Source organism: Flavobacterium sp. (genome assembly GCF_039595935.1).
Lineage (GTDB): Bacteria > Bacteroidota > Bacteroidia > Flavobacteriales > Flavobacteriaceae > Flavobacterium.
This window is the reverse complement of the sequence record NZ_JBCNKR010000006.1, coordinates 244471-270759: the sequence shown is the minus strand read 5'-3', so window position 1 is coordinate 270759 and position 26289 is coordinate 244471. Positions and strand designations below refer to the sequence as shown.

General features: G+C 32.6%; 29 protein-coding genes. 12 read left to right on the top strand and 17 right to left on the bottom strand.

Annotation, left to right across the window (positions count from 1 at the left end):
- Positions 1-132: 132 nt before the first annotated feature.
- The 3 genes from ABDW27_RS10965 to ABDW27_RS10955 form a co-directional block, all read right to left on the bottom strand.
- Positions 133-1128 carry an NAD(P)H-dependent glycerol-3-phosphate dehydrogenase gene (locus ABDW27_RS10965; RefSeq protein WP_343695933.1) on the bottom strand — a complete coding sequence of 332 codons (996 nt, stop codon included), beginning with the start codon at positions 1126-1128 and terminating at the stop codon, positions 133-135.
- A gap of 358 nt (positions 1129-1486) precedes the next feature.
- Entirely contained in the window at positions 1487-2644 is a 1158-nt protein-coding gene (locus ABDW27_RS10960) for an iron-containing alcohol dehydrogenase (RefSeq protein ID WP_343695932.1), read from the bottom strand.
- Between the two features lie 181 nt (positions 2645-2825).
- Complete coding sequence (locus ABDW27_RS10955) at positions 2826-3587, bottom strand: type 1 glutamine amidotransferase domain-containing protein (RefSeq protein WP_343695931.1); 762 nt, start codon at positions 3585-3587, stop codon at positions 2826-2828.
- An 86-nt stretch (positions 3588-3673) separates the two neighbouring features.
- On the opposite strand from ABDW27_RS10955, the gene ABDW27_RS10950 reads away from it, so the two are divergent.
- From ABDW27_RS10950 to ABDW27_RS10905, 10 genes are all read left to right on the top strand, one after another.
- On the top strand, positions 3674-4579 hold the full coding sequence (locus ABDW27_RS10950; protein WP_343695930.1) for a LysR family transcriptional regulator: 906 nt from the start codon (positions 3674-3676) through the stop codon (positions 4577-4579).
- A gap of 95 nt (positions 4580-4674) precedes the next feature.
- Positions 4675-5034, top strand: a complete 360-nt coding sequence (locus ABDW27_RS10945) for a PKD domain-containing protein (RefSeq protein WP_343695929.1) — start codon at positions 4675-4677, stop codon at positions 5032-5034.
- Between the two features lie 110 nt (positions 5035-5144).
- Positions 5145-5837, top strand: coding sequence for an NUDIX domain-containing protein (locus ABDW27_RS10940; protein WP_343695928.1), 693 nt, complete (start codon positions 5145-5147; stop codon positions 5835-5837).
- Positions 5838-5911: 74 nt separating this feature from the next.
- Positions 5912-6739, top strand: a complete 828-nt coding sequence (prs, locus tag ABDW27_RS10935) for a ribose-phosphate diphosphokinase (RefSeq protein WP_343695927.1) — start codon at positions 5912-5914, stop codon at positions 6737-6739.
- Positions 6736-7554 carry a TIGR02452 family protein gene (locus ABDW27_RS10930; protein ID WP_343695926.1) on the top strand — a complete coding sequence of 273 codons (819 nt, stop codon included), beginning with the start codon at positions 6736-6738 and terminating at the stop codon, positions 7552-7554. The genes prs and ABDW27_RS10930 overlap by 4 nt, the downstream gene beginning before the upstream one ends.
- Before the next feature lie 55 nt (positions 7555-7609).
- A complete protein-coding gene (locus ABDW27_RS10925) occupies positions 7610-8137 on the top strand; it encodes an NADAR family protein (protein WP_343695925.1) in 528 nt (175 codons plus the stop codon).
- A gap of 7 nt (positions 8138-8144) precedes the next feature.
- Positions 8145-8558 (top strand): ADP-ribosylation/crystallin J1, encoded by a 414-nt coding sequence (locus tag ABDW27_RS10920; RefSeq protein ID WP_343695924.1) that lies wholly within the window; start codon positions 8145-8147, stop codon positions 8556-8558.
- Entirely contained in the window at positions 8555-9061 is a 507-nt protein-coding gene (locus ABDW27_RS10915) for an O-acetyl-ADP-ribose deacetylase (RefSeq protein ID WP_343695923.1), read from the top strand. Before ABDW27_RS10920 ends, ABDW27_RS10915 begins: the two co-directional genes overlap by 4 nt.
- A gap of 26 nt (positions 9062-9087) precedes the next feature.
- The gene (locus tag ABDW27_RS10910) at positions 9088-9630 is read left to right on the top strand and encodes an RNA 2'-phosphotransferase (protein ID WP_343695922.1); all 543 of its coding nucleotides are present in this window, start codon (positions 9088-9090) and stop codon (positions 9628-9630) included.
- 31 nt (positions 9631-9661) lie between these two features.
- Positions 9662-11131 carry a nicotinate phosphoribosyltransferase gene (locus ABDW27_RS10905; RefSeq protein WP_343695921.1) on the top strand — a complete coding sequence of 490 codons (1470 nt, stop codon included), beginning with the start codon at positions 9662-9664 and terminating at the stop codon, positions 11129-11131.
- Positions 11132-11383: 252 nt separating this feature from the next.
- Here ABDW27_RS10905 and nadD read toward each other — a convergent pair whose 3' ends face one another.
- The 4 genes from nadD to ABDW27_RS10885 all read right to left on the bottom strand — a co-directional run bounded on the left by nadD (position 11384) and on the right by ABDW27_RS10885 (position 14076).
- Complete coding sequence (gene nadD / locus ABDW27_RS10900) at positions 11384-11965, bottom strand: nicotinate (nicotinamide) nucleotide adenylyltransferase (protein WP_343695920.1); 582 nt, start codon at positions 11963-11965, stop codon at positions 11384-11386.
- 112 nt (positions 11966-12077) lie between these two features.
- Entirely contained in the window at positions 12078-12650 is a 573-nt protein-coding gene (gene gmk / locus ABDW27_RS10895) for a guanylate kinase (RefSeq protein ID WP_343695919.1), read from the bottom strand.
- Positions 12651-12763: 113 nt separating this feature from the next.
- Complete coding sequence (locus ABDW27_RS10890; RefSeq protein ID WP_343695918.1) at positions 12764-13624, bottom strand: YicC/YloC family endoribonuclease; 861 nt, start codon at positions 13622-13624, stop codon at positions 12764-12766.
- Between the two features lie 104 nt (positions 13625-13728).
- Positions 13729-14076: an arsenate reductase family protein gene (locus ABDW27_RS10885; RefSeq protein WP_343695917.1), complete on the bottom strand. Its 348-nt coding sequence runs from the start codon at positions 14074-14076 to the stop codon at positions 13729-13731.
- 79 nt (positions 14077-14155) lie between these two features.
- Between ABDW27_RS10885 and ABDW27_RS10880 the strand changes: the two genes are divergently transcribed.
- Positions 14156-14611 (top strand): DinB family protein, encoded by a 456-nt coding sequence (locus ABDW27_RS10880; protein ID WP_343695916.1) that lies wholly within the window; start codon positions 14156-14158, stop codon positions 14609-14611.
- A gap of 31 nt (positions 14612-14642) precedes the next feature.
- On the opposite strand, the gene ABDW27_RS10875 is transcribed toward ABDW27_RS10880, so the two are convergent.
- From ABDW27_RS10875 to ABDW27_RS10850, 6 genes are all read right to left on the bottom strand, one after another.
- Complete coding sequence (locus tag ABDW27_RS10875; protein WP_343695915.1) at positions 14643-15128, bottom strand: septal ring lytic transglycosylase RlpA family protein; 486 nt, start codon at positions 15126-15128, stop codon at positions 14643-14645.
- An 85-nt stretch (positions 15129-15213) separates the two neighbouring features.
- Entirely contained in the window at positions 15214-15636 is a 423-nt protein-coding gene (locus ABDW27_RS10870; protein WP_343695914.1) for a hypothetical protein, read from the bottom strand.
- A gap of 107 nt (positions 15637-15743) precedes the next feature.
- Positions 15744-18557 carry a TonB-dependent receptor gene (locus ABDW27_RS10865; RefSeq protein WP_343695913.1) on the bottom strand — a complete coding sequence of 938 codons (2814 nt, stop codon included), beginning with the start codon at positions 18555-18557 and terminating at the stop codon, positions 15744-15746.
- A gap of 317 nt (positions 18558-18874) precedes the next feature.
- The gene (gene pgi, locus ABDW27_RS10860) at positions 18875-20518 is read right to left on the bottom strand and encodes a glucose-6-phosphate isomerase (protein ID WP_343695912.1); all 1644 of its coding nucleotides are present in this window, start codon (positions 20516-20518) and stop codon (positions 18875-18877) included.
- A gap of 119 nt (positions 20519-20637) precedes the next feature.
- Positions 20638-21123: a lipocalin-like domain-containing protein gene (locus ABDW27_RS10855; RefSeq protein WP_343695911.1), complete on the bottom strand. Its 486-nt coding sequence runs from the start codon at positions 21121-21123 to the stop codon at positions 20638-20640.
- 187 nt (positions 21124-21310) lie between these two features.
- Positions 21311-21694: a hypothetical protein gene (locus ABDW27_RS10850; protein WP_343695910.1), complete on the bottom strand. Its 384-nt coding sequence runs from the start codon at positions 21692-21694 to the stop codon at positions 21311-21313.
- A gap of 95 nt (positions 21695-21789) precedes the next feature.
- Here ABDW27_RS10850 and ABDW27_RS10845 point away from each other — a divergent pair, with 95 nt between their 5' ends.
- Positions 21790-22635, top strand: coding sequence for an AraC family transcriptional regulator (locus tag ABDW27_RS10845; RefSeq protein WP_343695909.1), 846 nt, complete (start codon positions 21790-21792; stop codon positions 22633-22635).
- A gap of 14 nt (positions 22636-22649) precedes the next feature.
- On the opposite strand, the gene ABDW27_RS10840 is transcribed toward ABDW27_RS10845, so the two are convergent.
- The 4 genes from ABDW27_RS10840 to ABDW27_RS10825 are packed head-to-tail and all read right to left on the bottom strand — an operon-like array spanning position 22650 to position 26238.
- Entirely contained in the window at positions 22650-23270 is a 621-nt protein-coding gene (locus tag ABDW27_RS10840; RefSeq protein ID WP_343695908.1) for a hypothetical protein, read from the bottom strand.
- A gap of 12 nt (positions 23271-23282) precedes the next feature.
- Positions 23283-24503, bottom strand: a complete 1221-nt coding sequence (locus ABDW27_RS10835) for a peptidoglycan DD-metalloendopeptidase family protein (protein WP_343695907.1) — start codon at positions 24501-24503, stop codon at positions 23283-23285.
- Positions 24504-24526: 23 nt separating this feature from the next.
- Positions 24527-25468 carry a tryptophan 2,3-dioxygenase family protein gene (locus ABDW27_RS10830; RefSeq protein WP_343695906.1) on the bottom strand — a complete coding sequence of 314 codons (942 nt, stop codon included), beginning with the start codon at positions 25466-25468 and terminating at the stop codon, positions 24527-24529.
- Positions 25468-26238 (bottom strand): DUF3108 domain-containing protein, encoded by a 771-nt coding sequence (locus tag ABDW27_RS10825; protein ID WP_343695905.1) that lies wholly within the window; start codon positions 26236-26238, stop codon positions 25468-25470. Before ABDW27_RS10825 ends, ABDW27_RS10830 begins: the two co-directional genes overlap by 1 nt.
- Positions 26239-26289 lie beyond the last annotated feature (51 nt).

Sequence of the window (26289 nt, the reverse complement as noted above, 5' to 3'; positions counted from 1 at the left end):
AAGAGGAAAGACTAAACGAAGAATTAATAGAATAAAGAAGAAAGAGCCAAGACTGAAATTCAGTTTGGCTCTTTTTTTATTTTTAAGATAAGTCTTGCTTCTTGCTTCTTTCTTCTTTTCACTAAAAAAAAATCAATCCAAAGACTCAGTCAATTTCCAGAAAACTGTTTTAGCATCTTTTCCTTCATATAAAACAGCATAAACAGCATTTATAATTGGTGTTTTTGCTCCGTAGCCCTGATTTAGTTTGTAGGCACTTTTTGTTGCGTAATAACCTTCGGCAACCATGCTCATTTCCATCATAGCACTTTTTACTGTATAGCCTTTTCCAATCATATTTCCGAACATTCTGTTTCTTGAGAAAACGGAATATCCTGTAACCAATAAATCGCCTAAATAAGCAGAATCATTGATGTTACGTTTCATTTTGTGCACTTTTCTGATGAATTTCTTCATTTCGCGAATCGCATTACTCATCAAAACCGACTGAAAGTTGTCGCCATAACCTAAACCGTGTGCGATTCCGGCAGCGATAGAGTAAATGTTTTTTAGCATTGCAGCGTATTCTGTACCAATAATATCGTCTGAAATTTTTGCTTTAATGTAATTTCCAGATAATGATTTGGCAACTGTAGATGCTTTTACAGGATCACCACAAGCGATGGTTAAATAAGAAAGTCTTTCTAAGGCAACTTCTTCTGCGTGGCAAGGACCTGTAATTACGCCAATATTGTAATAAGGAATATCGTATTGAATATGGAAGTGTTCTCCAACAATTAAACTTGTTTCCGGAACAATACCTTTAATAGCTGAGAAAATAATTTTATCAGATAAGGAAACCGTCATGTTTTTTAATTCGGCATCCAAAAAAGCAGATGGAATTGCAAAAATGATATAATCTGCATATTCTATCGCTTCGTTTATATTGCTTGTTAATTTAAGTTTGTTCGTGTCAAACTCAACAGAGCTTAAATAATTTGGATTGTGCTTATATTTTTGAAGATGCTCGATTGCAGATTCATTACGCATATACCACGCAATTTCTGAAAGATTAACGCATAACATTTTTGCAATTGCCGTTGCCCAGCTTCCTCCTCCAATTACTGCAAATTTTAATTTTTCGCTCATTATTTTATTAATTTGGAACAAAAGTACTTAATAATGTAATAATAACATAAAATCTGATTTAAGAAATTTGTTAAAAGCCTTTCATTGCTATGGTTTTCAGAGCCTTTCAAAAAAATAAATAATATTTTATAAGTCTTACACAATAAAAATTAACTCCTTGCGTTATAACTCTTTAGAAATTAGAATTTTAATGAATTTATCAAAATTTGAGTTAGTTAGTTTTGTTTTAGTATTTTAAAAAGGCGTTCCTAAACTTGTTAAGAACGCCTTTTTTTATGAAATTCCAATAAAAAAAAATCCAAATTCCAATCTTAGACTTAATTGGAATTTGGATTTTTTAAAATTTGGAATTTATACTTTAATAACTAAGTTCAACGATAGATTTTACTTTATCTAAAGTTACTAATTGATTTTCGCCCAAACCTTTCCAGCCTCTTTCGTCGAAACGATTTACAATAAAATCTGCGGTATTGCTGTAGTTTTCTGTGTATTGAGAAAGTTTAGTGTCCATTCCCATTGTATGGAAAAATTCCACAGTTTTATTAATCGCTTCTTTAGCCACTTCTTCGTCAGAACCAGAAAGATTAAAAATACGTCTTCCGTATTGAGCCAGTTTTCCCTTTTTGGTTTCAAACATGACTTTATATAAACTTGGGCCAATAATTGCCAAAGTTCTCGCATGATCAATTCCATAAAGCGCCGTCAATTCGTGGCCAATCATGTGCGTTGCCCAGTCGCTTGGAACACCTTTTTGAATTAATCCGTTTAATGCCATTGTACAGCTCCACATAAAGTTGGAAGCCAAAGCATAATCTGTTGGATTCTCAACCACTTTTGGACCAACTTCAATTAGAGTCTGCAAAATTCCTTCTGCGATTCTGTCTTGCAGAAAACCTTCGTGCGGATACGTTAAATATTGTTCCATAACGTGTGTATAAGCATCAACAACTCCGTTTTGAATTTGTCTTTTTGGTAAAGATTCAATTACGGTTGGATCACAAATTGAAAATTTTGGAAATAAAGCGCTTCCGCCAAAAGCCAATTTTTCCTGTGTAGAAGCAATTGTAACTACAGAACCGGAATTCATTTCGCTTCCTGTTGCCGGAAGAGTTAATACAGTTCCGAAAGGCACCGCATTTTCCTTAATCAGAATTCTTTTTTGTAAAATATCAATTGGATTTCCTTCGAAATTAACAGCTGCCGAAATAAATTTTACCCCATCAATTACAGATCCGCCACCAACGGCAAGAATAAAGTTGATTTTCTCAGCTTTAATAACTTCAACAGCTTTCATTAAAGTTTCAAAATGCGGATTTGGTTCAATTCCGCCAAATTCTACAATATCAAAACCTTTTAAGTTTGCGATTACCTGATCGTAAACACCATTTTTAAAAATACTTCCGCCACCGTAAGCCAAAAGGATTTTTGCATCTTTTGGAACTAAAGTCGAAAGTTTTTCAATTTGTCCTTTTCCGAAAACTAAATTTGTCGGATTGTATAATTCAAAGTTGAGCATGATTTTTTTGAGTTTCTAAGATGCTAAGCTACTAAGGTTCTAAGGCTTTTCTTTGAACTTATCTGTAGCCTAGCATTATTGTTTATTTAATTTTTTTATGATTTTTGAGTAAGAGATTGAATTTTTAAGCAACTAAGAAAAACCTTAGAACCTTAGTATCTCAGTCCCTTAGAACCTTTATTTACTTTAATTGATCTAGCAATTTTCCAGCTACCAATTTAGATGATGCCGGATTTTGACCTGTAATTAAAAGTCCGTCTTCTACAGCATAAGGCTGCCAGTTTGCTCCTTTAGAGAATTTAGCTCCGTTTTGAGTTAAAGCATCTTCCAGTAAAAACGGAACAACTTTAGTTAAGCCTACAGCTTCTTCTTCAGTATTAGTAAATCCGGTAACTTTTTTACCTTTTACTAAATATTGTCCTTTTACTTTTACGTTTTTCAAAACTGCTGGAGCGTGACATACAAAAGCTACCGGTTTGTTGTGTGTGTAAAAAGATTCGATCAAAGCGATTGAATTTTTATCTTCAACTAAATCCCAAAGCGGACCATGACCTCCAGGATAAAAAACAGCATCATAATCTTTTTGATTAACGGTTGAAAGTTTTAAAGTGTTTTTTAATTTTTCCTGTAAAACTTTATCAGCATCAAAACGTTTTGTGTCTTCAGTTGCCGATGCAGGATCGGCACTTTTTGGATCAATTGGCGGTTGTCCTCCAAGCGGAGAAGCAATTGCAATTTCTACACCCTGATCTAATAATTCATAATAAGGAGCAGCAAATTCTTCAGACCAGAATCCGGTTTTTTCTCCGGTATTGCCCAGCTTATCGTTGCTGGTAACAACAAATAATACTTTTTTCATACCTTTTTTATTTGATTTTTGAGCTACAGCCGAAGTGCTTACAGCTGCAAATGCAATTATTGCGAGTAATGCTATTTTTTTCATAAGTTTAAAATTTTTAACAAATTTACAGCTAAAGTGATATTAGTAAAAATAAAATAAACTATGTTTGCTATAAACAAATTTATATCATGGTAAATCTAGAATGGTACAGAACTTTTAAAGCAGTTTACAAAAACGGCAATTTTTCAGTTGCCGCAAAGGAATTATTTATGAGCCAGCCTGCGGTAAGTCAGCAGATATCTATGCTCGAGGCTCATGTGGGGAATAAATTGTTTAATCGGAAATCAAAAGGAGTTGAGCCTACCGAATATGCTAAGTTACTGAATAATTTGATTATAGATGCACTTGACAGACTCGAAAGTGTCGAAGCTGGTTTTAGAGCCAAAGCCGAAGATGCCAATCGCTTAATTTCTGTTGGGGTTTCAAAAAATCTATTTGATTGTATTGGAAACTTGTTAATTGCTAAGTTTGATTTAATCGATTTTACATTTGCAGAAAATGACGAACTTTTTGCATTGGTCGACGCAAAAAAACTTGACTTTGCGATTACCACAAAAAGGTTCGATACTTTTGATACTACTTATGAGATTATTGGGAAAATTAAATTAATTCTGGTTGCTCCCACTTCTTTAGATATAACAGAATTTCGCCAGAGATTAAAAGCCGATAATTTTACGGAAATAGAACAATGGCTGAATGCACAAAAATGGTACAGCCATGATGCAAGAATTCCGCATATAAAATTATTCTGGCTGCATGCATTCAATAAAAAAAGGCCTTCAATGGTTCCTAATTACATTATTCCATCAGAATCTGAAATGCTTAGACTTTTATCTAAAAATACGGGTGTAGCAGTAACATGGAATTGTAATGCAAGAAATTATATCAAAGAAAACAAATTACAGCTGGTTTGGAACAGTTTCCATGTTCCGGAAGAATTTGTGTATTTGCTAGCGCCAAAAAACAATAATTTGAAATCATTTTTTGATATTATTGAAAAGGAACTGAAATTGTTTTTTGGAAATAGATTATAATTAATTTCTGTATCGTATTTAAAACCAAGAATTTTCCTTCGAATTTGATTCTAAATTTAATATATTTGATAGACAACTTTCTAAATATTTTAAATATGAAAAAAGCAGCAGGAATTTTAATATTGGGAGCATTCTTTATGGTTTCTTGTGGTAAAGATGTTGAAGAATCTGTTGTAGATTGTTTGGGAGAATCTATTTTGGTTTCTTCAATAGAGCATTCTGCAGATGCAAATAATCCTAAGATCATTAATTATTCAATTAGTTATTCAGGCGAAGGTTCTGTAAATTCAATAACCTGGACATTTGGAGATGGAAAAACTGAAACTGTAAATGGATTGACAGTTTCGCATACTTATGCTGCAGCAAATGGTTACAATGTTCAGGCTGATGTTCAAGTCAAAATAAATAAATCGACTTGTACAGTTACCAAAAAGAAAGGTGTTACAGTAAATTAAAAAAATAATATTTATATTTAGTTGAGAGTCAATTTTATAATTTATTGCAGAAGCATTAGATTATAAAATTGGCTCTCATTCGTTATATTTGTTTGATACGATTTTTGATTATGGAAAATTTACAAAATATTAGAATTGCTGTAGATGCGATTGTTTTTGGCTATAAAAACAATGGTTTATATGTTTTATTGATTGAACAGCAATTTGGCACTTCAGAAAAATATTGGGCTTTACCGGGCGGTTTAGTTCAAAATTCAGAATCTTTAAGCGATGCCGTTATTCGCGAGCTGCATGAAGAAACCAATGTTAAGCTTACTTTTATGGAGCAGCTGTACACCTTTGGAGATGATATTTACAGAGACTCCAGAAATCGTGTTATTTCGGTTGCTTATTATGCTTTAGTCGATGCATCTAATTTAGATATTAAAGCAAATACCGATGCTGAAAGAGTACAATGGTTTAAAATTGATGAAATTCCGCCTTTGGCATTTGATCATAATTTAATTTTAGAAAAAGGGATTGAAAGATTAAAATCAAAATTGACATACGAACCAATCGGCTTTGATTTACTTCCGGAAGAATTTCTTTTTTCAGATCTTGAAAACCTGTATTGTACGATTTTAGAAAAAGAAATTGACCGCAGAAACTTCAGAAAAAAAATACTCAGCTACGGAATTTTAGAAGAAACCGAAAAATTTTCACCAATCAAAACCGGCCGTCCAGCCAAACTTTTTAAGTTTAATAAATTGAAATACAATGAATTAATTGAAAAAGGTTTTCACTTCGAAATAAAGTTTGCGTAATTTTTACACAAAATAAATTGTTTATTTAAAATTTAATTCTACATTTGCGTATAATTAACGCAAACTAAAAAACTATGATACTAAATCTCGACCCAAAATTTGCTCCTATTCAAGATCAGGAAGAAATCAAATTTCAAAGTTTTACCTTTTCTGGAGGAGAACCACATATCAAAATTAATCCGGATTTTGATGTAAACCAGAAAGTAACAATTACACATAGATTAAATTCTTTCAATGATTTGGGATTATTGTGTATCACAGTAGATGCGTTACGCAGAATGGACGTTAAGATTATCGATCTTTTTATTCCGTATTTTCCAGCTGCGAGACAAGATCGTGTTATGATTCCCGGTGAGCCATTATCTGTAAAAGTATATGCTGATATTATCAATGCCATGCAATTGAATAAAGTATTTGTTTTTGATGCTCACTCTGAAGTAACTCCGGCTTTGTTGAATAATAGTACAGTGATTCCGAACTATACTTTTATCAAAGAAGTGCTTAGTAAAATTGGCCAAAACGTAAAACTGATTTCTCCAGACGGCGGCGCTTTGAAGAAAATCTACAAAGTTTCTGAATATTTAGGCGGAGTTGAAGTTGTAGAATGCAGTAAAAGCCGAGATGTAAAAACAGGAAAACTATCTGGTTTTAAAGTTTATGAAGAGGATTTGCAGGGAATGGATTGTTTAATTGTAGATGATATCTGCGACGGCGGCGGAACCTTCGTTGGTTTAGCAGAAGAACTAAAAAATAAAAATGCCGGAAAACTTTACTTAGCCGTAAGCCACGGAATTTTTAATAAAGGTTTCGAAGTTTTAAATTGCTTTGACGGCATTTTTACAACAAACTCTTTTAAAGATTTTGATGGTGAAACGGTTGAGGTTGTAAAATTAAAATTATGAATAAAAATTATAGAGTAGAAATAGCAAATAAAACATTAGAAATCATAAAAGATGGTTTCTATGATTACAAAGGAAAAAATATTGATATAAAAAAAGAACTCGAAGAGTCTATAAAGAATACGTTTACAATTACACCAAACGATTGGGATACATTTTTGAAAACTCCAATTGAAAATAAGTTTCAAACTCAAATTGTTACAAAAAACTGTTCGACAATTGAAGCCATTGTTCAGGAGCAAAATGATAAAATGTGTGTTTTGAATTTCGCTTCTGCAAAAAATCCAGGCGGAGGATTCTTAGGAGGTGCTTCTGCTCAGGAAGAAAGTTTGGCGAGATCTTCCAATCTTTATGAAACACAGATCAAAGACAAAACAATGTATGATTTTAATAGAAATCAGTCTTCATTTTTATATTCAGATTACATGATTTACAGTCCAAATGTTTTGTTTTGGAATGATGACAATGGAAATTATTTTGAGAAACCATTTGTTGTAGACGTAATCACTTCAGCTGCACCAAATAAAGGTGCAATGCTGCAGCATAAAAGAAATGAAGAAATTGCCGAAATAGAAGATACTTTTAAAAAGAGAATGGATAAAGTATTAGCCATTGCAGCAAAGCAAAAATGTGACACCTTAATTTTAGGAGCCTGGGGCTGTGGTGTTTTTAGAAATGAAACTAAAGATGTAGCTCAATTATTTAAAGAAATTATTACAGAAAAATATTCAGGTGCTTTTAAGAAAATAGTTTTTGCAGTATTTGACAATTCTGAAAAAAAATCAAATTTTAAGTATTTCCAAGATACATTTAATTAGTTTCAAAGTTTCAAGTTCATTACTTGGAACTTGAAACCTAAAACTTAAAACAAAAATGAAATATAATATACAAGATATAGCTTCAGAAAGTAAGTTTTTATTTTTCTGGGGACATCAACCAAATAAAGACGGAAAAATTACCAAAACATGTTTTAGTCAATGGTGGTTAAGTTCTTTTAAAGTTGAAAAAGTAACCTACAAAACAGCCGAACACTGGATGATGGCTAAAAAAGCAGAATTGTTTCAGGACGAAGAAATCTTAGAAAAAATCCTTGAAGCCGATTCTCCAGCTGAAGCTAAAAAGTTAGGAAGAGAAGTTAGAAACTATGATGATAAACTGTGGTTAGAAAACAGATATGAAATTGTAAAACAAGGGAATTATCATAAGTTCAGTCAAAATAAAGATTTAAAAACATTTCTGTTAAATACAAAAGACAGGGTTTTGGTTGAAGCAAGTCCTGTTGATCCAATTTGGGGAATCGGAATGGCAAGCGATCATAAAGATGTTTTAATTCCTGAAAAATGGAAAGGCTTGAATCTTTTAGGTTTTGCTTTGATAGAAGTTAGAGATGAATTGAGATAAATTGATTATGGAAACAACAAGATTATATCGCCCGGTTGGATTAAAAGAAATGGAATTAATCGCAGAGTCCGATTATAAATCATTTCCGCCAAGATTAGAATGGCAGCCTATTTTTTATCCGGTAATGAATCAGCAATATGCAGATCAAATTGCTTTTGAATGGAATACAGTTGATGAATTTTCAGGATTTATTGGAATTGTAACTGCTTTTGAAGTAAAAACTGCTTTTCTGGATAAATATGAAATTCAAAATGTTGGTGATAAGAACCATAATGAACTTTGGATTCCGTCAGAAGAATTAATTGATTTCAATTCCAATATAGTAAACGGAATTGAAATTGTAAATGTGCATTTTACAGATCGTTCTTTGGTAAGTGAAAACAATGAACTTAATGAGAAACTAGATAGTTTTCGAAAATGATTTTAGAATTATTAAAAGCAGACATAACAGAAATTCAAGTTGATGCAATAGTGAATGCTGCTAATACTTCCTTACTTGGCGGTGGAGGTGTTGATGGAGCAATTCATAGGAAAGGAGGAAAAGCGATTCTAGACGAATGTATCCAAATTAGAAATAAACAAGGAGGTTGTAAAACCGGAGAGGCTGTTATAACAACGTCAGGAAATCTGCCTTCTAAATATGTTATTCATACAGTCGGACCAGTTTGGAATGGTGACAAAGAAGAAAAATCAAAGTTGCTGGCTGATTGCTATAAAAATAGTTTGAAACTTGCTATTCAAAATGGAATAAAAACTATTGCTTTCCCTAATATTAGCACTGGAATTTATCATTTTCCAAAAGATAAAGCCGCCGAAATTGCAATACAAACAGTAAAAGATTTTGAAAAAAAGATTGAAATAGAAAAAGTAATATTTGTCTGTTTTGATGATGAAAATTACAATATTTACAAAAGCCTTTTGTAAAATGTTGATAGAAAAAAATATTAAAAATGAATGAACAAACAGCAAAAACCGTAAGCAAATTTCTAAGTCTCGTACTTAGACATTCGCCGGAAAAAATCGGTTTAAAATTAGACGAAAATGGCTGGGCAGATGTAGAAGAATTGATTTTGAAATGCTCACAAAAAGGAAATAAATTAGACGCAGTTGTTTTAGACTACGTGGTAGAAAATAACGATAAAAAGCGTTTTGCTTATAACGAAGATAAAACCAAAATCCGTGCAAGTCAGGGACATTCGATTTCGGTTGAATTAGACTTACCTGAAACAGAACCTTCAGAATATTTATACCACGGAACAGTTGGGGAATTTATGGAAAGCATCAGAAAAGAAGGTTTAAAGAAAATGAGCCGTCAGCACGTGCATCTTTCAAAAGACAAAGAAACAGCAGTGAAAGTAGGAAGCCGTCGTGGAATTGCTCAAATCTTAACTGTTAGAAGCGGCGCCATGCATAGAGACGGATTCAAATTTTATTTGTCTGAAAACAATGTTTGGCTGACAGATGAAGTTCCGGCAAAGTATATCGAATTTTAAAAAACTATTATAAAGCCTAAATTATAAATATATGAACCCATTATTATTAACCGACGGTTACAAAGTTGACCACAGAAGACAATATCCAGACGGAACAACCTTAGTTTATTCTAACTGGACACCTCGTAAATCAAGAATTGAAGGTCTTGACGAAGTTGTATTTTTCGGATTACAGTATTTCATTAAAAAATATATCATTCACGATTTTGAAGAGTATTTCTTTAAAAAATCAAAAGAAGAAGTTGTTGCAAAATACGCTCGCAGAATCAATAATTATTTAGGCGAAAACCAGGTTGGAACTAAACATATCGAAGATTTACATGATTTAGGATACATTCCGATGGTGTTTAAAGCTTTGCCAGAAGGAGCAAGCGTTCCATTGAGAGTTCCAATGTTTACGATGTATAATACAATTCCGGAGTTTTTCTGGCTGACCAATTATTTCGAAACGTTGCTTTCAGCAGTAATCTGGCTTCCTTGTAACTCAGCAACAATTGCAAAAGAATACAGAAAAGTATTGGATAAATATGCAGGAGAAACTTCTTCTGTTCCGGAATTTGTAGACTGGCAGGCGCATGATTTCTCAATGAGAGGAATGGGCGGAATTGAAGCTGCGCTGACTTCTGCAGCCGGGCATTTATTAAGTTTCACAGGATCTGATACGATTCCGGCAATTGATTTCTTAGAAGAATATTATAAAGCCAATTCAGATCAGGAATTGGTTGCAGGTTCAGTTGCCGCTACAGAGCATTCTGTAATGTGTATGGGAACTACAGAAGGTGAGTATGAAACTTTCAAAAGATTAATTACAGAAGTTTATCCAAAAGGAATCGTTTCTATCGTTTCTGATACCTGGGATTTATGGAAAGTTTTAACCGATTATCTTCCAAGATTGAGAGAAGATATCGTTTCAAGAGAAGGGAAAGTGGTCATTCGTCCTGACAGCGGTGATCCGGTTGATATTATCTGCGGAAATCCAAACGGAAAAACAGAACAAGAAAAGAAAGGTGTTATCGAATTGCTTTGGGATGTTTTTGGCGGTACAACAAATACGAAAGGATTTAAAGAATTGGTTCCGCAAATCGGTGCTATTTATGGAGATAGTATCACCGTAGCCAGAGCGACTCAAATCTGCGAAAGACTAAAAGAAAAAGGTTTCGCTTCTACAAATGTTGTTCTTGGAATTGGTTCTTTCACATATCAATACAACACCAGAGATACTTTTGGTTTTGCGATGAAAGCAACTTACGGAGAAGTAAACGGAGAGGGAAGAGCTATCTTCAAAGACCCGATTACTGATGACGGAACGAAAAAATCTGCCAAAGGATTGATGAAAATCGATTTAATCGACGGGAAGTATCATTTAACTGATAATGTTTCTTGGGAAGAAGAAAAACAAGGTGAATTGAAAGAGGTTTTTAGAGATGGAAAACTTTTGGTTGAGCAATCGCTTAATGAAATCAGAACGAGAGTAAAAAGTGAAGTAAGCATAGAAGCTTAATTAAAAAAAGAAAGCCTGAATGTAAGTTCAGGTTTTTTTTTGAATTTATAAATGTAATGAGACCTTTGTCAAAGTTTTGAACTTTGACAAAGGTTATTTTTTGAAATGAATTGCCTCCAGTTTTAACTGGAGGTTTAAAAATATCGCGATCTTCATCGGCTTTAGCCAAATTGCGACAGTTAGGCTAAAGCCATTTACTGTATAAAACAAAAACCTCCAGTTAAAACTGGAGGCAATTCAAATTTGATAATCTTATTTCTTATAAAAATTATTATGATCAATATATTCCCAAACTTTTGGCGGTAACAAAGGCTGAATATTTTTACCTTCTTTAATATTGTTCCGAATAAAAGTTGAAGAAATTTCTACAATTGGCGCATCAATTACATGAATTTTTGGATGCGATTTTAATTCCACATTTTCTGGTTCGTCAGAAATTCTCGGATACACATATATATCATGATTTTCCAGAATCACTTCATAATTTCTCCATTTATGAAGCGTTTTTAAGTTGTCTTCACCCATAATTAAAGAAAACTCATGTGTTGGATATTTCTCTTGTAAATGAGCGAGTGTAATAACCGTATAACTCGGTTGAGGTAATTTAAACTCAATATCTGATGGTTTTATTTTCGGATAATCTTCTGTTGCCAGAAATACCATTTGGAGACGCTGTTGATCGTCTAATAAAGTTGCTTTTTTCTTCAACGGATTATGAGGCGTAACTACCATCCAAATCTGATCTAAACCAGCATATTCTGCCATATGATTGGCAATTATCAAATGACCAACATGAATGGGATTATATGTCCCGAAGTAAAGACCTATTTTCATTTTTTATAGTTTCACTGAGATTTGCTAAGATAGCACAAAGATTCGCAAAGTTTATATAAAAGCTTTTGCGAATCTCTGTGTTTTTTCTTTGTGTATCTCTGTGGAATAAAAATTATTTATTTACGAAATCTTTAACCAATTGATGCGCTTCTTCCAAAGCTACTGGTAAATCATAGTTTTTGATAATCACATCAAATTGAGGAGCTGTTGCTAATTCTACAGAAGCTTTAGCAATTCGCATATTGATTTTGTCATCACTTTCAGTAGAACGTTCTTTTAATCTTCGTTTAAGTTCGTCAACACTTGGCGGTTTTACAAAAACAGCTAAAGTTTGCTCTGGAAATTTATGTTTAATACGAAGTCCGCCTGCAACGTCAATATCAAAAATGACATTCTTTCCTAAAGCCCAGATTCTTTCAATTTCAGATTTTAAAGTTCCATAGAAGTTATCACGGTAAACTTCTTCCCATTCCAGGAAATCTTCTGCTTTAATGTGTTTTTTGAATTCTTCTAACGAAATAAAATAATAATCTTTTCCGTTAACTTCCTCACCACGAGGCGCACGCGAAGCAGCAGAGATAGAAAATTCTAAATTTAAATCTTCTTGTCCTAATAAATGCTTTACGATAGTTGTTTTTCCAGATCCAGACGGTGCCGAAAAAACAATTAATTTTCCTTTGTTCATTATTGTTATGCTTTAAGCTTTTTTTATGCTTTAAGCTTTAGGCATTATGCTTTAAGCTTTTGTTTGAATTTTTTAAATTTTGCTTACAGCTTATTGCCTAAAGCCTACAGCTTTTATAAAACATTCAAAACCTGTTCCTTAATCTTCTCTAATTCATCTTTCATCATTACAACAAGCTTCTGCATTTGTGCATGATTAGATTTTGAACCCATGGTATTGATTTCACGGCCCATTTCCTGAGTAATAAAACCAAGTTTTCTACCGTTAGCTTCATTTCCGTTTAAAGTTTCTAAGAAATAATCTAAATGATTCGTTAAACGTACTTTTTCTTCAGTAATATCTAGTTTTTCAAGATAATAGATTAATTCCTGTTCAAAACGATTTTCATCAACGTTTACCTGCAATTCTGAGATTGCAGTTTGTAAACGATCTTTAATAGCTTGCACACGTTCCGGATCAAGTGCTAAAGTATCGTTCATTAACTGACGAATGTTTCCTATTCTAAGGTTAAATTCTTTTTCAAGAGATTCTCCTTCGTCTTTTCTGAAGCTTAAAATGTTTTGTAATGCTTCATCAATGATAACCTGAATCTGCTCCCAGTCGTTTTCATCGATTTCTTCGCGTTCTGTTTTTAATGTATCAGGCATGCGAACCGCCATTTTCATTAATTCAGTTTCATCAGCATCAGCATATACTTCTCTCAATTGGGCGATATAACTTTTTACAACAGGAACATTTACTTTAGTTGAGGTTTGTTCAGCTGTACTTTCTACATAAATAGCAAAATCAATTTTTCCTCTTTCAAGTCTGGTCGAGATTTGAGTTCTCAAACCTAATTCCATTTCACGGTAAACAGATGGCATTCTTACGTTTAAATCTAAACCTTTACTATTTAGAGATTTTACTTCAACGGTAATTTTTTTTGTAGGCAATTGCAAAGAAGCTTTGCCAAACCCTGTCATAGATTGTATCATATAATTGAGTATAAAGGCGCAAAGATAAATAAAACTTTTCTGTATTCGATTGCAAATTAGTGTTCAGACATAGTTTTAAGTTACACAGAAAAAATATCAGGTTTTTAAGTTAGAGCATTTATTACTTCGGTTACATTTTTTTGGCTGTTGCCGATGTAAATTTTACCATCAATAATAAAAACCGGACGGCTTAAAAACGTATAATGTTCTAAAATATATCTTTTAAAATCAGCTTCAGTCAGAGATTGATCTTTTAATCCCAATGATTTGTATAATTGCGCTTTTTTGCTAAAAAGAGCTTCATAGCTTCCTGAAAGTTGATACATTTCTTCGAGTTCGGCTTCGGTAATTGGATCTTGTTTAATATCGTGAAAAACCAAATTATTTTCAGGAAGGCTTTTGATGATTTTACGACAAGTATCGCAAGACGAGAGGTAATATATTTTGTTCATTATTTAGAGAATTTGTTAGAATACAAAGAAAATCCATTTAAAACTTAAAATTGTCTAATTTTAGAAAAAAAATAAAATTATGAGTTCAGTTTTTGAAACACAGAAAACCATTAGAGAAATTTTGGTAAAGATTTTAGATAATCATTCATTAGACCAGTTAAATAAGATTCCGGAAGGATACAAGAATAATTTAATCTGGAATGTCGCACATTGTGTGGCTTCACAACAAGTTTTAGTTTATAAATTATCAGGTCTTCCAATGCTTGTTTCTGATGAATTTGTTGGGAAATATTCAAAAGGGACAAAACCTGAAAGAGATGTTACGCAGGAGGAAGTTGATGAGGTTAAAGAATTATTGATTAAGACTTTGCATCAAACTCAAAAGGATTATGAAAATAGTGTTTTTAAAAATTATAACGAATACAAAACCAGCATGGGCTTTGATTTGAGAAATGTTCAGGAAGCTTTAGATTTTGTTAGTTATCACGAAGGAATTCATACCGGAATTATAATGGGTATTAAGAAATTCATTTAATAAAAAATCCCGCTATTAGCGGGATTTTTTATTATTCTATAATTGTTTCGATTGTAACTTTCATAGCACCTGCTCCTTTAAATTTGGTAATTTCCATAAAGGCCCTTTTAGAAAGATCAATTTCTCGGGTTTTTACAAATGGACCACGATCGGTAATTTTTACAATAACAAATTTTCCATTAGCTTCATTGGTTACTTTAACTCTTGTGCCAAATGGAAGTTTCTTGTGTGCGGCAGTGTATTTGTTATTATTAAATCGGCTGCCGTCGGCTGTTTTTTTACCATTAAAACGATCCGCATAGTAGGAGGCATGAGCGTTTTTTTTATACGGTTTTAATTTTAAACCTTTATCCGTAAATACTGAGTCTGTAGGTAAAGCAATAATGTTAGGTTTTGCTACAGTATCCTGAATAATTTTATTAGGTTCGGTAGGTTTTGTTTGGCTTATAACATACGTAAAACAACTTATAAAAGTCAATGCAAACGTTGTTAATAGAATGATTTTTTTGTTTTTCATGGGTTATTTTTTTCAGACTTGGGGAGTTTGTACAAATAATATGCCATCATAAAAAAAGTCCTACATGCTTAGGACTTTTAATCAATTAGAACCAAAGGTTCCATGGTATTCTGCTTAAGATAAGGATTAATCCTAATCCGTAGAAAATAGCAAACGTTTTAAATTTAGCATCGCTATTTATTAATTTTTTATGTTTTGACCATCCAATAGTAATTAAAACAATAGCTATTAAATTGATTAGAGGATGTTCTAATGAAGTTAATCTTAATGCAGCGTTCGACATTTGACCGAAAGCATCTTTTCCTAAAGGAGAAACAAAATAAAGAATTAAACCGATCAATAATTGAGTATGCGTCCCAATTAAAGCAAATAAAGATATTTTGCGATCTTTTGCTGTGAATTCTTTTTTAGAAGTCAGACCAATAATAGAATTAATAACGGCAAACAATAAAAGCAATAATGCTAAGTATGCCCAGCCTGAGTGTAAATGTTGTATAGTTTGATACATGAATTGTGTTTTTTTGTTAAAAACAAATATAACAAAAATGGTCATAAAAAAACGGCATTGAACTTAAAAGTCAATGCCGTTTATAGTATTTATTTAGATTCTAAATATTAGAAATCGTAACGTAGTGCGAAGTTCCAAGTTCTTCCGAAACCGAAGAATACTTGGTTAGCATCAGCTACACCTTTATATAATCTGTTGTTTGAAACATAAGTTCCTGCAGCAGCATTTGAACTTACATTGTCATCAGCAAAAATGTTTGTTCTAGATTCAGCAATATAAATTTTGTCAAATAAGTTGTTTACGTTCAATCTGAAGTTAACTGATTTGTCTTTGTCTTTACCTACTAACATTTTGTATGAGAAACCTGCATCAAATAAACCATAAGAAGGTAATTCTAAAGCTCCTTTGTTGTTTGGATCTGCAAAGTTAATAGGGCTTAATCCAGCATATAATTTATCATTATAGTTGTAGTTAGCGTCAACAGTTACTCTAGTTAAAACCTCGTAAGAAGCTCCTAAAGAAGCTGTCATTTGAGCAGCGTCACCAACTTTTACTTTATCCATATATACAGTAGTTGCAGTATATCCTGCTACAGGTGTATTATCTGCCTGGTAGTAAGCATTAACAGTAGCATTACCTTTATATTCCCAAATTCCATAAGAGAACATAGCGTTAAGCTTTAATTTATCTGTAATGTTAGAGTATGCTTCTAACTCAACTCCTGAGTGAACTTCGTTAAGACCAACATATTCTGTATATGTAGTTGCGTCACTTGGTAATGCATTACCTTTTAGGTATCGGTCATTCCAAGTAGTGTTGTAAACGTTTAAAGTAGCATTTAAGAATCTAGAACGGAAACCATATCCAGCTTCAAATCCAATAATTTTCTCGTTAGTAAGGTTAGGGTTTACTGTAGATCTGTTGTTTGGATAAACTGAGTTAAAGAATGGTTGTCTTGAATAATAACCAGCGTTAACATAAACATTGTTTTTTTCGTTAAGGTTGTAGTTAGCACCACCTTTTACGTTTCCACCTAAGATATTTTCGTAATCAGTAGAAGACAATGGATCTGTTGGCAAGTAAACGAAATTATCTTCTCTTTTAAACCCTTGTTGAGAAATTGCACCTTGTACAAATGCAGTTAAATTATCTTTAGAATACTCTAATTGAGTAAATGCGCCATACCATCTAACTTTTCCAGTACTGTTAAATGAGATTTTTTCGTAATCTTTTTTATCGAAAACATTCCATTGAACATCTGTAGGGTAAGTAGCAGTAATATGTCTTCCAGCTGGTTTTAAACTAGCAACAGTATTATCATAAAATTCACTAGCTCCTAATAAATCATTTACTACTGTAAAGTGGTATCCTGTGTAAGTTCTAGCATCAAGACCGAAATCTAAAGTTAAGGTGTTTGATAATTTTTTATTCAGGTTAATTACAGCTCCATACCAGTCATGAGAGTTGATAGAAGAAGTTTGTGAAATACCTGAAGTAGTGTTGTAGACATATGGAGATGCAGTAGTTCCTGCTCCAGATCTACCTGTGTTTGAGCTATTTTGGTAAACACCACCAATCATTGTTCTAGTTCTGTTTTGTCCATTGAAGAAAACTTGTCCTGTACCATTATTCCATGCTTGGATTTTGTCATAATTAACCATACCGTTTGGTAATAAGAAAACAGAAGCGTTGTAAACATTTCCTCCAATACCACCAGTAGCACTTGCACCAGCTCCACGACCCATAGAAGCGTAAAGAACAGTAGAAAGTTTAGTAGTTTCGTTGATTTTATAATCCCAGTTAAGAGAAGCAATTGGTTTGTGGTAGTAGTTTTTTCTGATGTTATATTCCTGACCATTTAAATAACCAGCATCAGCATTATATCTAATGTTTGGCTCGTCAAGAGAACCATATTTTTGGTATGTAGCGATTGTAGATACAGTAGATCTTTGGTTATGCCATTGTGGCGCTCCTGTTACTGTTAATTGAAAATCGTGTTTATCATTTTTAGTGCTATATCCTAAAGCAACGAAATAGTTTGAACCTTCAAAAGGAGTTCCATTAACATATCCATCTCCCATTGTTTGAGATAGTAAGATAGAAGCAGAAAGTCCATTTTCTAATTTACCAGTATTGTACGAACCTTGAATTTTAAAGTTTCTTGCGTTACCAAATCCAGAAGAAAATGATCCTCCTTCTTTCATGTCAGAAGATTTAGTAACAATGTTGATAGTACCTCCTACAGATGGAGTTGCTAATTTAGAAGAACCTAAACCTCTTTGAACCTGCATAGCAGATGTTACATCTGATAAACCAGCCCAGTTACTCCAGTAAACAGAACCATTTTCCATGTCGTTAACCGGCATACCGTTAATCATAACAGCAATGTTGTTTTGGTTAAATCCACGAATGTTAATTCTTGAATCTCCAAATCCACCACCTGATTTAGTAACGTAAACTGACGGAGTGTTTCTTAAAATTTCAGGAAATTCTTGAGTACCAAGCTTTTGCTGAATTTCAGCAGCTTTAATTGTAGAAACAGCAACCGGAGTTTTTCTGTCTTTAGCAATATCTACTACTGTACTTTTAACAACAATTTCACTTAGTTCGTTTGAGTTTGATGTCAAAACGATAGTTCCTAAGTTAGTAGTTGCACCATTTGAAACTGAAAATTTAACAGTTTGGTTTTCGTAACCTAAGTAAGAGATAACAATTTCTCCTACACTTGTTGTTGAATTGAGGGTAAATTTACCATCAAAATCTGTTGAAGTTGCCGTAGAAGATCCTTTGATCTGTACGTTTGCTCCTGGTAATGAACCTGTACCATCGGTAATAGTACCAGTAACTTTTCCTTGAGAAAATACGGTTGAAACTATCATAAAAAATAGTCCAGTAAGTAACCAATTTTTCATTTTCTTCATTTGTTCTTAAAGTTTATTGTTTTTGGCAAAATTATAACAATTAAATCAGATAATGTTATCAAAATGTTAAGAAAAATCAGTTTTACACTTTGTGCGCGTATTAAAATGAATTTGTTGATTTTCTTTAACTAAAATCATGTTTTATTGAATTTAGATATTTGTATTTTGTTAAAATGATAATATTTTGCACAGTGTTGTAGCGCTAAACCTTCAATAATTCTTAAAAAAGGGGATTTTTGCTGCTGTTTTATACGAAAAAACGCCTTAATTTTTGTGAATCAAGGCGTTTCATATTTTGATGGAAATTTTCTCTATTCTTATTTATTTTTCAAAAAATGGTTTAATAAAAACGAAGTTGAACTGTCATGACTTTTAACCGTTTTTGAATTGATTTCATCTAAAATTGAATTCGCCAATTGCTTTCCTAATTCAACTCCCCATTGATCAAAACTGAAAATATTCCAGATAACTCCCTGAACAAAAATCTTATGCTCATATAATGCAATCAATGAACCTAAAGATTTTGGTGTTAATTTTTGGATAAGGATTGTATTCGTTGGTTTGTTTCCTGTGAAAACCTTAAATGGCAACAAGTAAGAAGCTTTCTCTGCAGATAAACCTTGTTTGTCAAATTCAGCCTGAACCTGATTCTCAGTTTTTCCGTTCATTAAAGCTTCGGTTTGAGCGAAGAAATTTGACATTAATTTATCATGGTGATCTTCATTTCCGTAAAGTGGTTTTACGAATCCAACAAAATCTGTTGGAATCAATTTTGTTCCCTGGTGAATTAATTGAAAAAAGGCGTGCTGAGAATTTGTTCCCGGCTCTCCCCAAATAATAGTTCCAGTTTGATAGTTAACAGGTTTTCCGTCACGACCAACACTTTTTCCATTACTTTCCATAAATGCCTGTTGCAAGTAAGGGGCTAATTTTGATAGATATTGTGTATACGGAATCAAAGCTTCACTTTCAGCTCCAAAGAAATTATTATACCAAATGCTTAATAAAGCTAATATTACCGGAATGTTTTCATCAAATTCTGCCGATTTAAAATGCTCATCCATTTCGTTAGCGCCTTTCAATAAATCATTATAATTATCAAAACCAACAGCCAGAGCAATGCTTAAACCAACGGCACTCCATAAAGAAAATCTTCCCCCAACCCAGTCCCACATTGGAAAAACATTTTCAGGATTAATTCCAAATTCTGTTACTTTTTGAATATTAGTTGAAACCGCCACGAAGTGTTTTGCAATATCTTCCTGTTTTGCCGATTTTAAAAACCATTCTTTAATAGTTTCAGAATTTGAAAGCGTTTCCTGAGTTGTAAAAGTTTTAGAAACAATAACAAAAAGTGTTGTTTCAGGATTTAATTTTTTAATAATTTCATTTACGTGGTCACCGTCAACATTCGAAACGAAATGTGTATTCAGATGATTTTTGTAAAATTGTAAAGCTTCAACAGCCATAACCGGACCAAGGTCAGATCCACCAATTCCAATATTTACAATATCAGTAAAAGCTTTTCCTGTAAAACCTTTTCTTTCTCCCGAAATAACTTCGTGTGTAAATTTTTTGATTTTATTTTTTACTTCGTAAACTTCTTTGATTACATTTTCTCCATCAACATTAATTACTGCCGATTCTGGAGCACGCAAAGCTGTGTGAAGAACAGCACGGTTTTCGGTCTGGTTAATTAATTCCCCGCCAAAATATTGTGCAATTGCATCTTTTAATCCAATTGAATTTGCTAATTCTAGTAAAAGAGAAATCGTTTCCTGACTAATATTGTTTTTAGAATAATCTACTAAAAAGTCATTCCATTGTAAGTGAAATTTTTCAGCACGAGCACCATCCTGCTGAAATAATTCTTGTATCGTTGTCTCGTGAATAGCGTTAAAGTGATTTTGGAGATTTTTCCACGCTTCAGTCCCGGTTGGGTTTGTTGTGTTTAAAGCCATTTTATTTTATTATTGAGGTTGTTTTTTTTAGAAACACAAAAATACTGAAATAACTTTTAAATGGCTCAACCTTGAGAATTATATAACAATAAGTTGCGAAAACGTTTTATGAATCTCAATTACAATTTTTTCCAGACTACTTCGGCTGTTACTGATTTTCCGCCTTGTGTAGTATTGGTTACGATGTATTTAAGTTCGTTGTTTTTGAAAATATAAGATCGTTTTTGAATTGTGTTTTCCCAATTCGGAAAAGATGCTGTTTTTATTTTGAATGTAATTGTGTGATTCGTTTCGTCAATTTCATATTCTCCAAAATGCGAATTACTTCCTTGTACAATCGCTGTATTTTCTTCAGGAGTACATTTATTTTTATCACCCGAAACAATTTTTACTCTTTCGCTTTTGTAAATCTGAATGGCGTAATTTCCTTTTTCATCAAAAAACAAAAAGCCTTTGGGATTTACATCATAAGGGAGATTTTTAGTTCTGTCCTGATTTATATTTTCTACTGAAACCAAAGTCCATGAACCTAAAAAATCAGATTTTTTTTGTGCGTTTACTGAATTTACTATCAAAAGCAAAATCATCAAAATTGTGTTTTTCATCTTTAAATAAATTAATAGTTTACTTTAATAATCTCTCCATTTATAATTCCTTCAACACTTTTGTTGTAAGCGTTTATTAAATCCTGAATTGGAATATCAGCAACTTTTGCCGGACTAATGGCATTTATTCTGATTCCTCTTTCTAATTCAAGTGAAGAGGCAAGAACAAAACTGTTGATTCCGCCATTTACAATTGCTTTGCTGATATTTTTTTTACAGGTTTATCGGCCATTTTTCCGGAAGTCAAGGTAAATGATCCGTTGTCGTTTAAATATTTCTGACCAATCAAAACTAAATTTATCTGTCCCAATAATTTATTTTCAATGCCAATATTTAATTTTTTTTCGTCAAGCGAAAGTAAATCTCCCGTATAACAATCTCCTGCAACACAAAGACAGGCATCAATGTTTTTAATTTCTTCGAATAATTTTTGTATCGAATTTGAATCTGATAAATCGATTCTGAAGTCTCCACTGTTTCTTCCTGCCGAAATTATTTCATGATTTTTTGCCAGAGCCGGTTGCAGTATTTTGCCAATTTCTCCATTTGCCCCAATTAAAAGTATTTTCATTTTGTCCATTTTTAGTTTGTTATCTGAAACAAAATTAAGAAGTTAGCTTTCGCTGAAAATTGTACTTATTGGTACTAAAATTGTATTTTAGCCTAATGACAAATAAGAATTTATATCATCCTTTTGAAGTAGATTTTAAAGAACTCGAACAGTTTCCGAAAACAATTCGGAAGAACAATTTCTTTGAACTGATTTACATCGTCGACGGAACCGGAATTCAGATTATAAATGATAATAAATTTCAATATCGAAAAGGAAATCTTTTTTTGGTAACACCGCAAGATGTTCATTTATTTGAAGTTTTAACGCCAACGAAATTCTTTTTTCTTCGGTTTAATGAATATTATATCAAAGCAAATTCTCAAAACGGACAATATGAAACGGTTTTGCGAATGGAATATATACTTCAAAATGCAAGTCATCGCCCGGGATGTATTCTGAAAAATAAAATTGATAAACCTTTAATCGCGTCATTAATTGAAAATATAATCAGCGAACAAAACAATCAGCAGATTTACCATCAAAAGATTATTGAGCAGATTGTAAATACCATAATTACAATTGTAGCGAGAAATATTGCTTTAAAACTTCCGAAGAATATTAAAGAAACAACCGGAGAAATGGTTCTCGAAATCCTGCATTATATTCAGGAAAACATCTACAATCCAAAACAATTAAAAGCAGAAAAAGTAAGCGAGCATTTTAATATCACGCTTAATTATTTAGGAAAATATTTTAAGAAACAAACGGGAGAAACGCTTCAGGAATATATCGCAAATTATAAATTGCGATTGATTGAAGCCAGACTTTTAAACAGCGACATGCGTATTAACGAAATTGCAGACGAATTAAATTATTCAGACGAAAGTCATTTAAACAAAGTTTTTAGAAAACATAAAGGAATGAATCCGTCTGAGTTTAGGAAGAAATATGCTAAATAAGTCGAAAACTTTAATTACCAAACCTTCCACCAAGGCTTTTTATTAACTTCAATAGTTTTCTTCTCGATATTGATTTCGATTCTTTTTGGCGATTCAACTTTGATTCTTGAATCATCAAAAAACATTTCACCGTTTTCATTCATTCCGAGAGGAGATTTCGTTCTTTCTTTCCAGCTTTCCGTTTGCAATTCTGGAACTAAAGCCAAATTTATTTTGGTTTCAAATTTTTTTCTTGCTTTTTCTATAATTTCATCTTCCAGATTTGAAGATGAATTTTTTAAAAGCGAAATTGAATTGTCTGGAATGTTTAAAAGAAAAACTTGTGTTTTGTTACCGATTTTCTGAATATCCAATACTTTAAAATAAGCAATCGTGTCTAAAAGAAAATGACCAATTTTTGCCGAATCCGGATTAAATTTCGATAAGTCTTTGGCATGAGCACTTGCAATTAGATACCTGAAATTACCAGAAAGTCCTCCACCGATAGAAGTCATATCTGTAAAGCCTTTTTCCTGAATTATTTGTCCAATTTTATAATTTGAAATTAAATTTTCAGACAAATCAGTATCTCTGTAATATAACTTTAAACCTGAAAAAGTATCATTGTAAATTGCCTTAAGACGCGCATTTTTCATTTGATTTAGATATTACAAATTCCCAATACTATCCAATTCTCTTTTCAAAGGTTCGATTTGTTTAAAGAAACGAGTTTTGTCATTTCCGGTTAAAGATTCTCCGGTTGGTAAATTCAATCGAAGCGCATCTACCTGAACACCATTTTTCCAGAAACGGTAACAAACATGCGGGCCAGAAGCTAAACCTGTACTTCCAACCAAACCAATTGTTTGTCCTTGTGTAACACGCTGCCCGCGTTTTACCAAAATTCTCGACATGTGTAAATATTGAGTAGAATAAGTTCCGTTGTGTTTTACTTTTACAAAGTTTCCGTTTCCTGCTGTATATCCAGTTGCTTCAACAACTCCAGATGCCGTTGTAGAAATTGGGGTTCCGGTTGGAGCCGCATAATCAGTTCCTTTGTGGGCTTTCCAGGTATGCTGAACAGGATGAAATCTGTTCATTGTAAATCTTGAAGTAATACGGCTGAACTTAATTGGCGTTTTTAAGAAGAAGTTTTTCAGCGTTTTTCCTTCGTCATCATAATATTCGATTTTTCCGGAAAGCGTGTCTTTTTCAAAAGGAAAAGCATAAACGATTTTTCCTTTATATTCAAAAAACGCAGCTTCAAGATCTTCAACGCCATCGTAAGTTTTTCCGTTAATGAATCTTTCTGTAAAAATTAAACCGTAACGATCTCCTTTTTTTAGTTTGAAGAAGTCAATTGACCACGAAAATACTTTTGTAATTCTGCTGGCCAATGCTGTTTCTACATCTTCATCGCCTAAAGTTTCGGATAATGAAGTTTTTAAAACGCCGCCAATAATTTTTCTTTTTAATGTAACCGGTTTTATTTTTTTATAAGCTTTTGCAATGCTGTCTCGTAAATCGATTACATAATACGTTAAAGCATCGGGCTGATAAATAAAAACCTGAAGATTATTTGTTTTGTTTTTTGCGCGAAGTAAAGTAAAAGGTTTGTTGTAGCGAATGGTTCTTACATCAAAAGTATCTTTAACTTGTTCTACAATGTCATATACTTTTTTGTCGCCGATATTTTGACTTTGTAAAATGGATCCAAAAGAATCTCCTTTAGATATTGTATCGTTAACAACATTAAAATCAGCGTAATTAAAACCAAATTCTATTTTTTTAGTTTTTGGTTTTGTAATTTTAATTTCAACTTTTTCCTCTGTTTTGTTGCATGAAAATATTGAAAATAATACTATTATAATTACGAATGCTTTTTTCAAACTCTTAAAATTTTTGCAGGAGATTAAAGTAAATCTTCATTTCCCCAATTGGACAATTCTTCTTCGGTCCACAATTTAGGAAAAAAGATGCGTCTTTGGTATTTTGGATGCATATATTTTTGCCAGTCGCTTCCTCCGGTTGCTTCACCGTTACCTTTTCCGCTTTCTAAAATGTATTTTCTTGCAGTATTAAGATGCTGCATAACCCAGGTGATATTTACGGTTTTGTCGTAGTGGCGCATTGCCTGAATTAATTCTTCATTTTGTTGATCTTCAATAGGTAATTGAGTAAATTTCTGCCAAATGTTTTTCGTTTTAAACGAAGCCATTTGTCTTAAAAACTGATCTTTATATTTCTTTTCGAATTCATTTAACAAATATGATTTTTCGCCAGTTTGATAATCTTTTCCGGCAGCCTGCCAGTACAAATGTTCGAAAGTAGTTTCAGGATTTGTATTTTCATCAAAATTTGCTTTGTATCTTCTGTCTGTCAAATTGATAACATCTGTAGAAGCAAATTCAATCAGCCTGTATTGCGCACTTTGAAAACCGCTTGCCGGAGTTAAAGTGTTTCTGAATTTCATATATTGGTCAACTTCCATTCCGTTTTCCATAATACTGAATGAATTTGTCAGCATATCAAAATAACGGGTAATTCTGGAAAGTCTTTCGCTGAAAAAATCAACCTGAATATTTTGTGTGTCGGCAATTTGATCGATTTCCCACAAAATCATTTTAAAAATCAATTCATTAACCTGATGATACATGATAAAAACCATCTCGTCAGGAAGCGTTGTGCGTTGTATTTGTAAATTTAAAAGAGCGTCTGTTTGTATATAATCCCAATAAGTAATTGGTTTTGACCAAAGTAATCCTTCTAACTGAACGTCAGTTTTTTGATTTATGGCTTGGAATTTTTGGTCAATTTCTTTTAAAATTGATTCTGAATGATCAGTAGGGTTCATTATTTTTTAACTTTTAATGGATTTTTCAATCCTTTATATTCATCAAGATCTGCTTTCAGCGATCCGACAGCTAAATCCGCTTTAATTCTTATCGGAACTTTGTTGTCGTCATCTGTTATCCAGAGCGTTAAACTTTCTTTTTCTTTAAAAACTCTTCCGGTCTGAACAAGTGGTTTAAAAACCATCGTAGAAACTGCCCCAAATTTAGTCGTAATATCTTGACGGCCTACATATTTTAACTTAAATTTTGTGATTTCATCATCAAAAAACATGTCAATTGTAATCGCCTCGCCGGGTTTTAATTTGTCAATACTTGGATGGTTTCTTAAAAAGTAAAATGCCGAAACAATATCCTGCACATGATCAGTAATTACAATCGTTTTTTCGGTTTTTCTTTTATAGTCTTTTACTAAAACTTTGTTTTCACTTTGATTAAAAAAGCCTTCCTGATTTTTGGTGTATCCACCTTCGTCAATTTTTCGAACGAAGCGATAAGGATCACCATTTTCTTTGTCAAAATAACTTTCGTATAAATCTTCAACTTTGAAGAAAAATTTAGACATTCCGGTTGTATATCCTTTACCCACAGCATGATGTACTTTTTTGTTGTTGATGGTAGCATCTTTAACTTCAAGAGTAGCATAGCCGGCATTTACAATTCCGTAATGAATTCTGAATTTGAAATATTCTCCTGTGCCAAAAGCGTCTTCCTTTTGTGTGTCGAAACTAAATGCAGAGAGAATTAATATAGTGAGGATGAACTTTTTCATAGTACATTTTTTACATTCTATTATAAAGATAGAGAAATGCAAATTCTATTC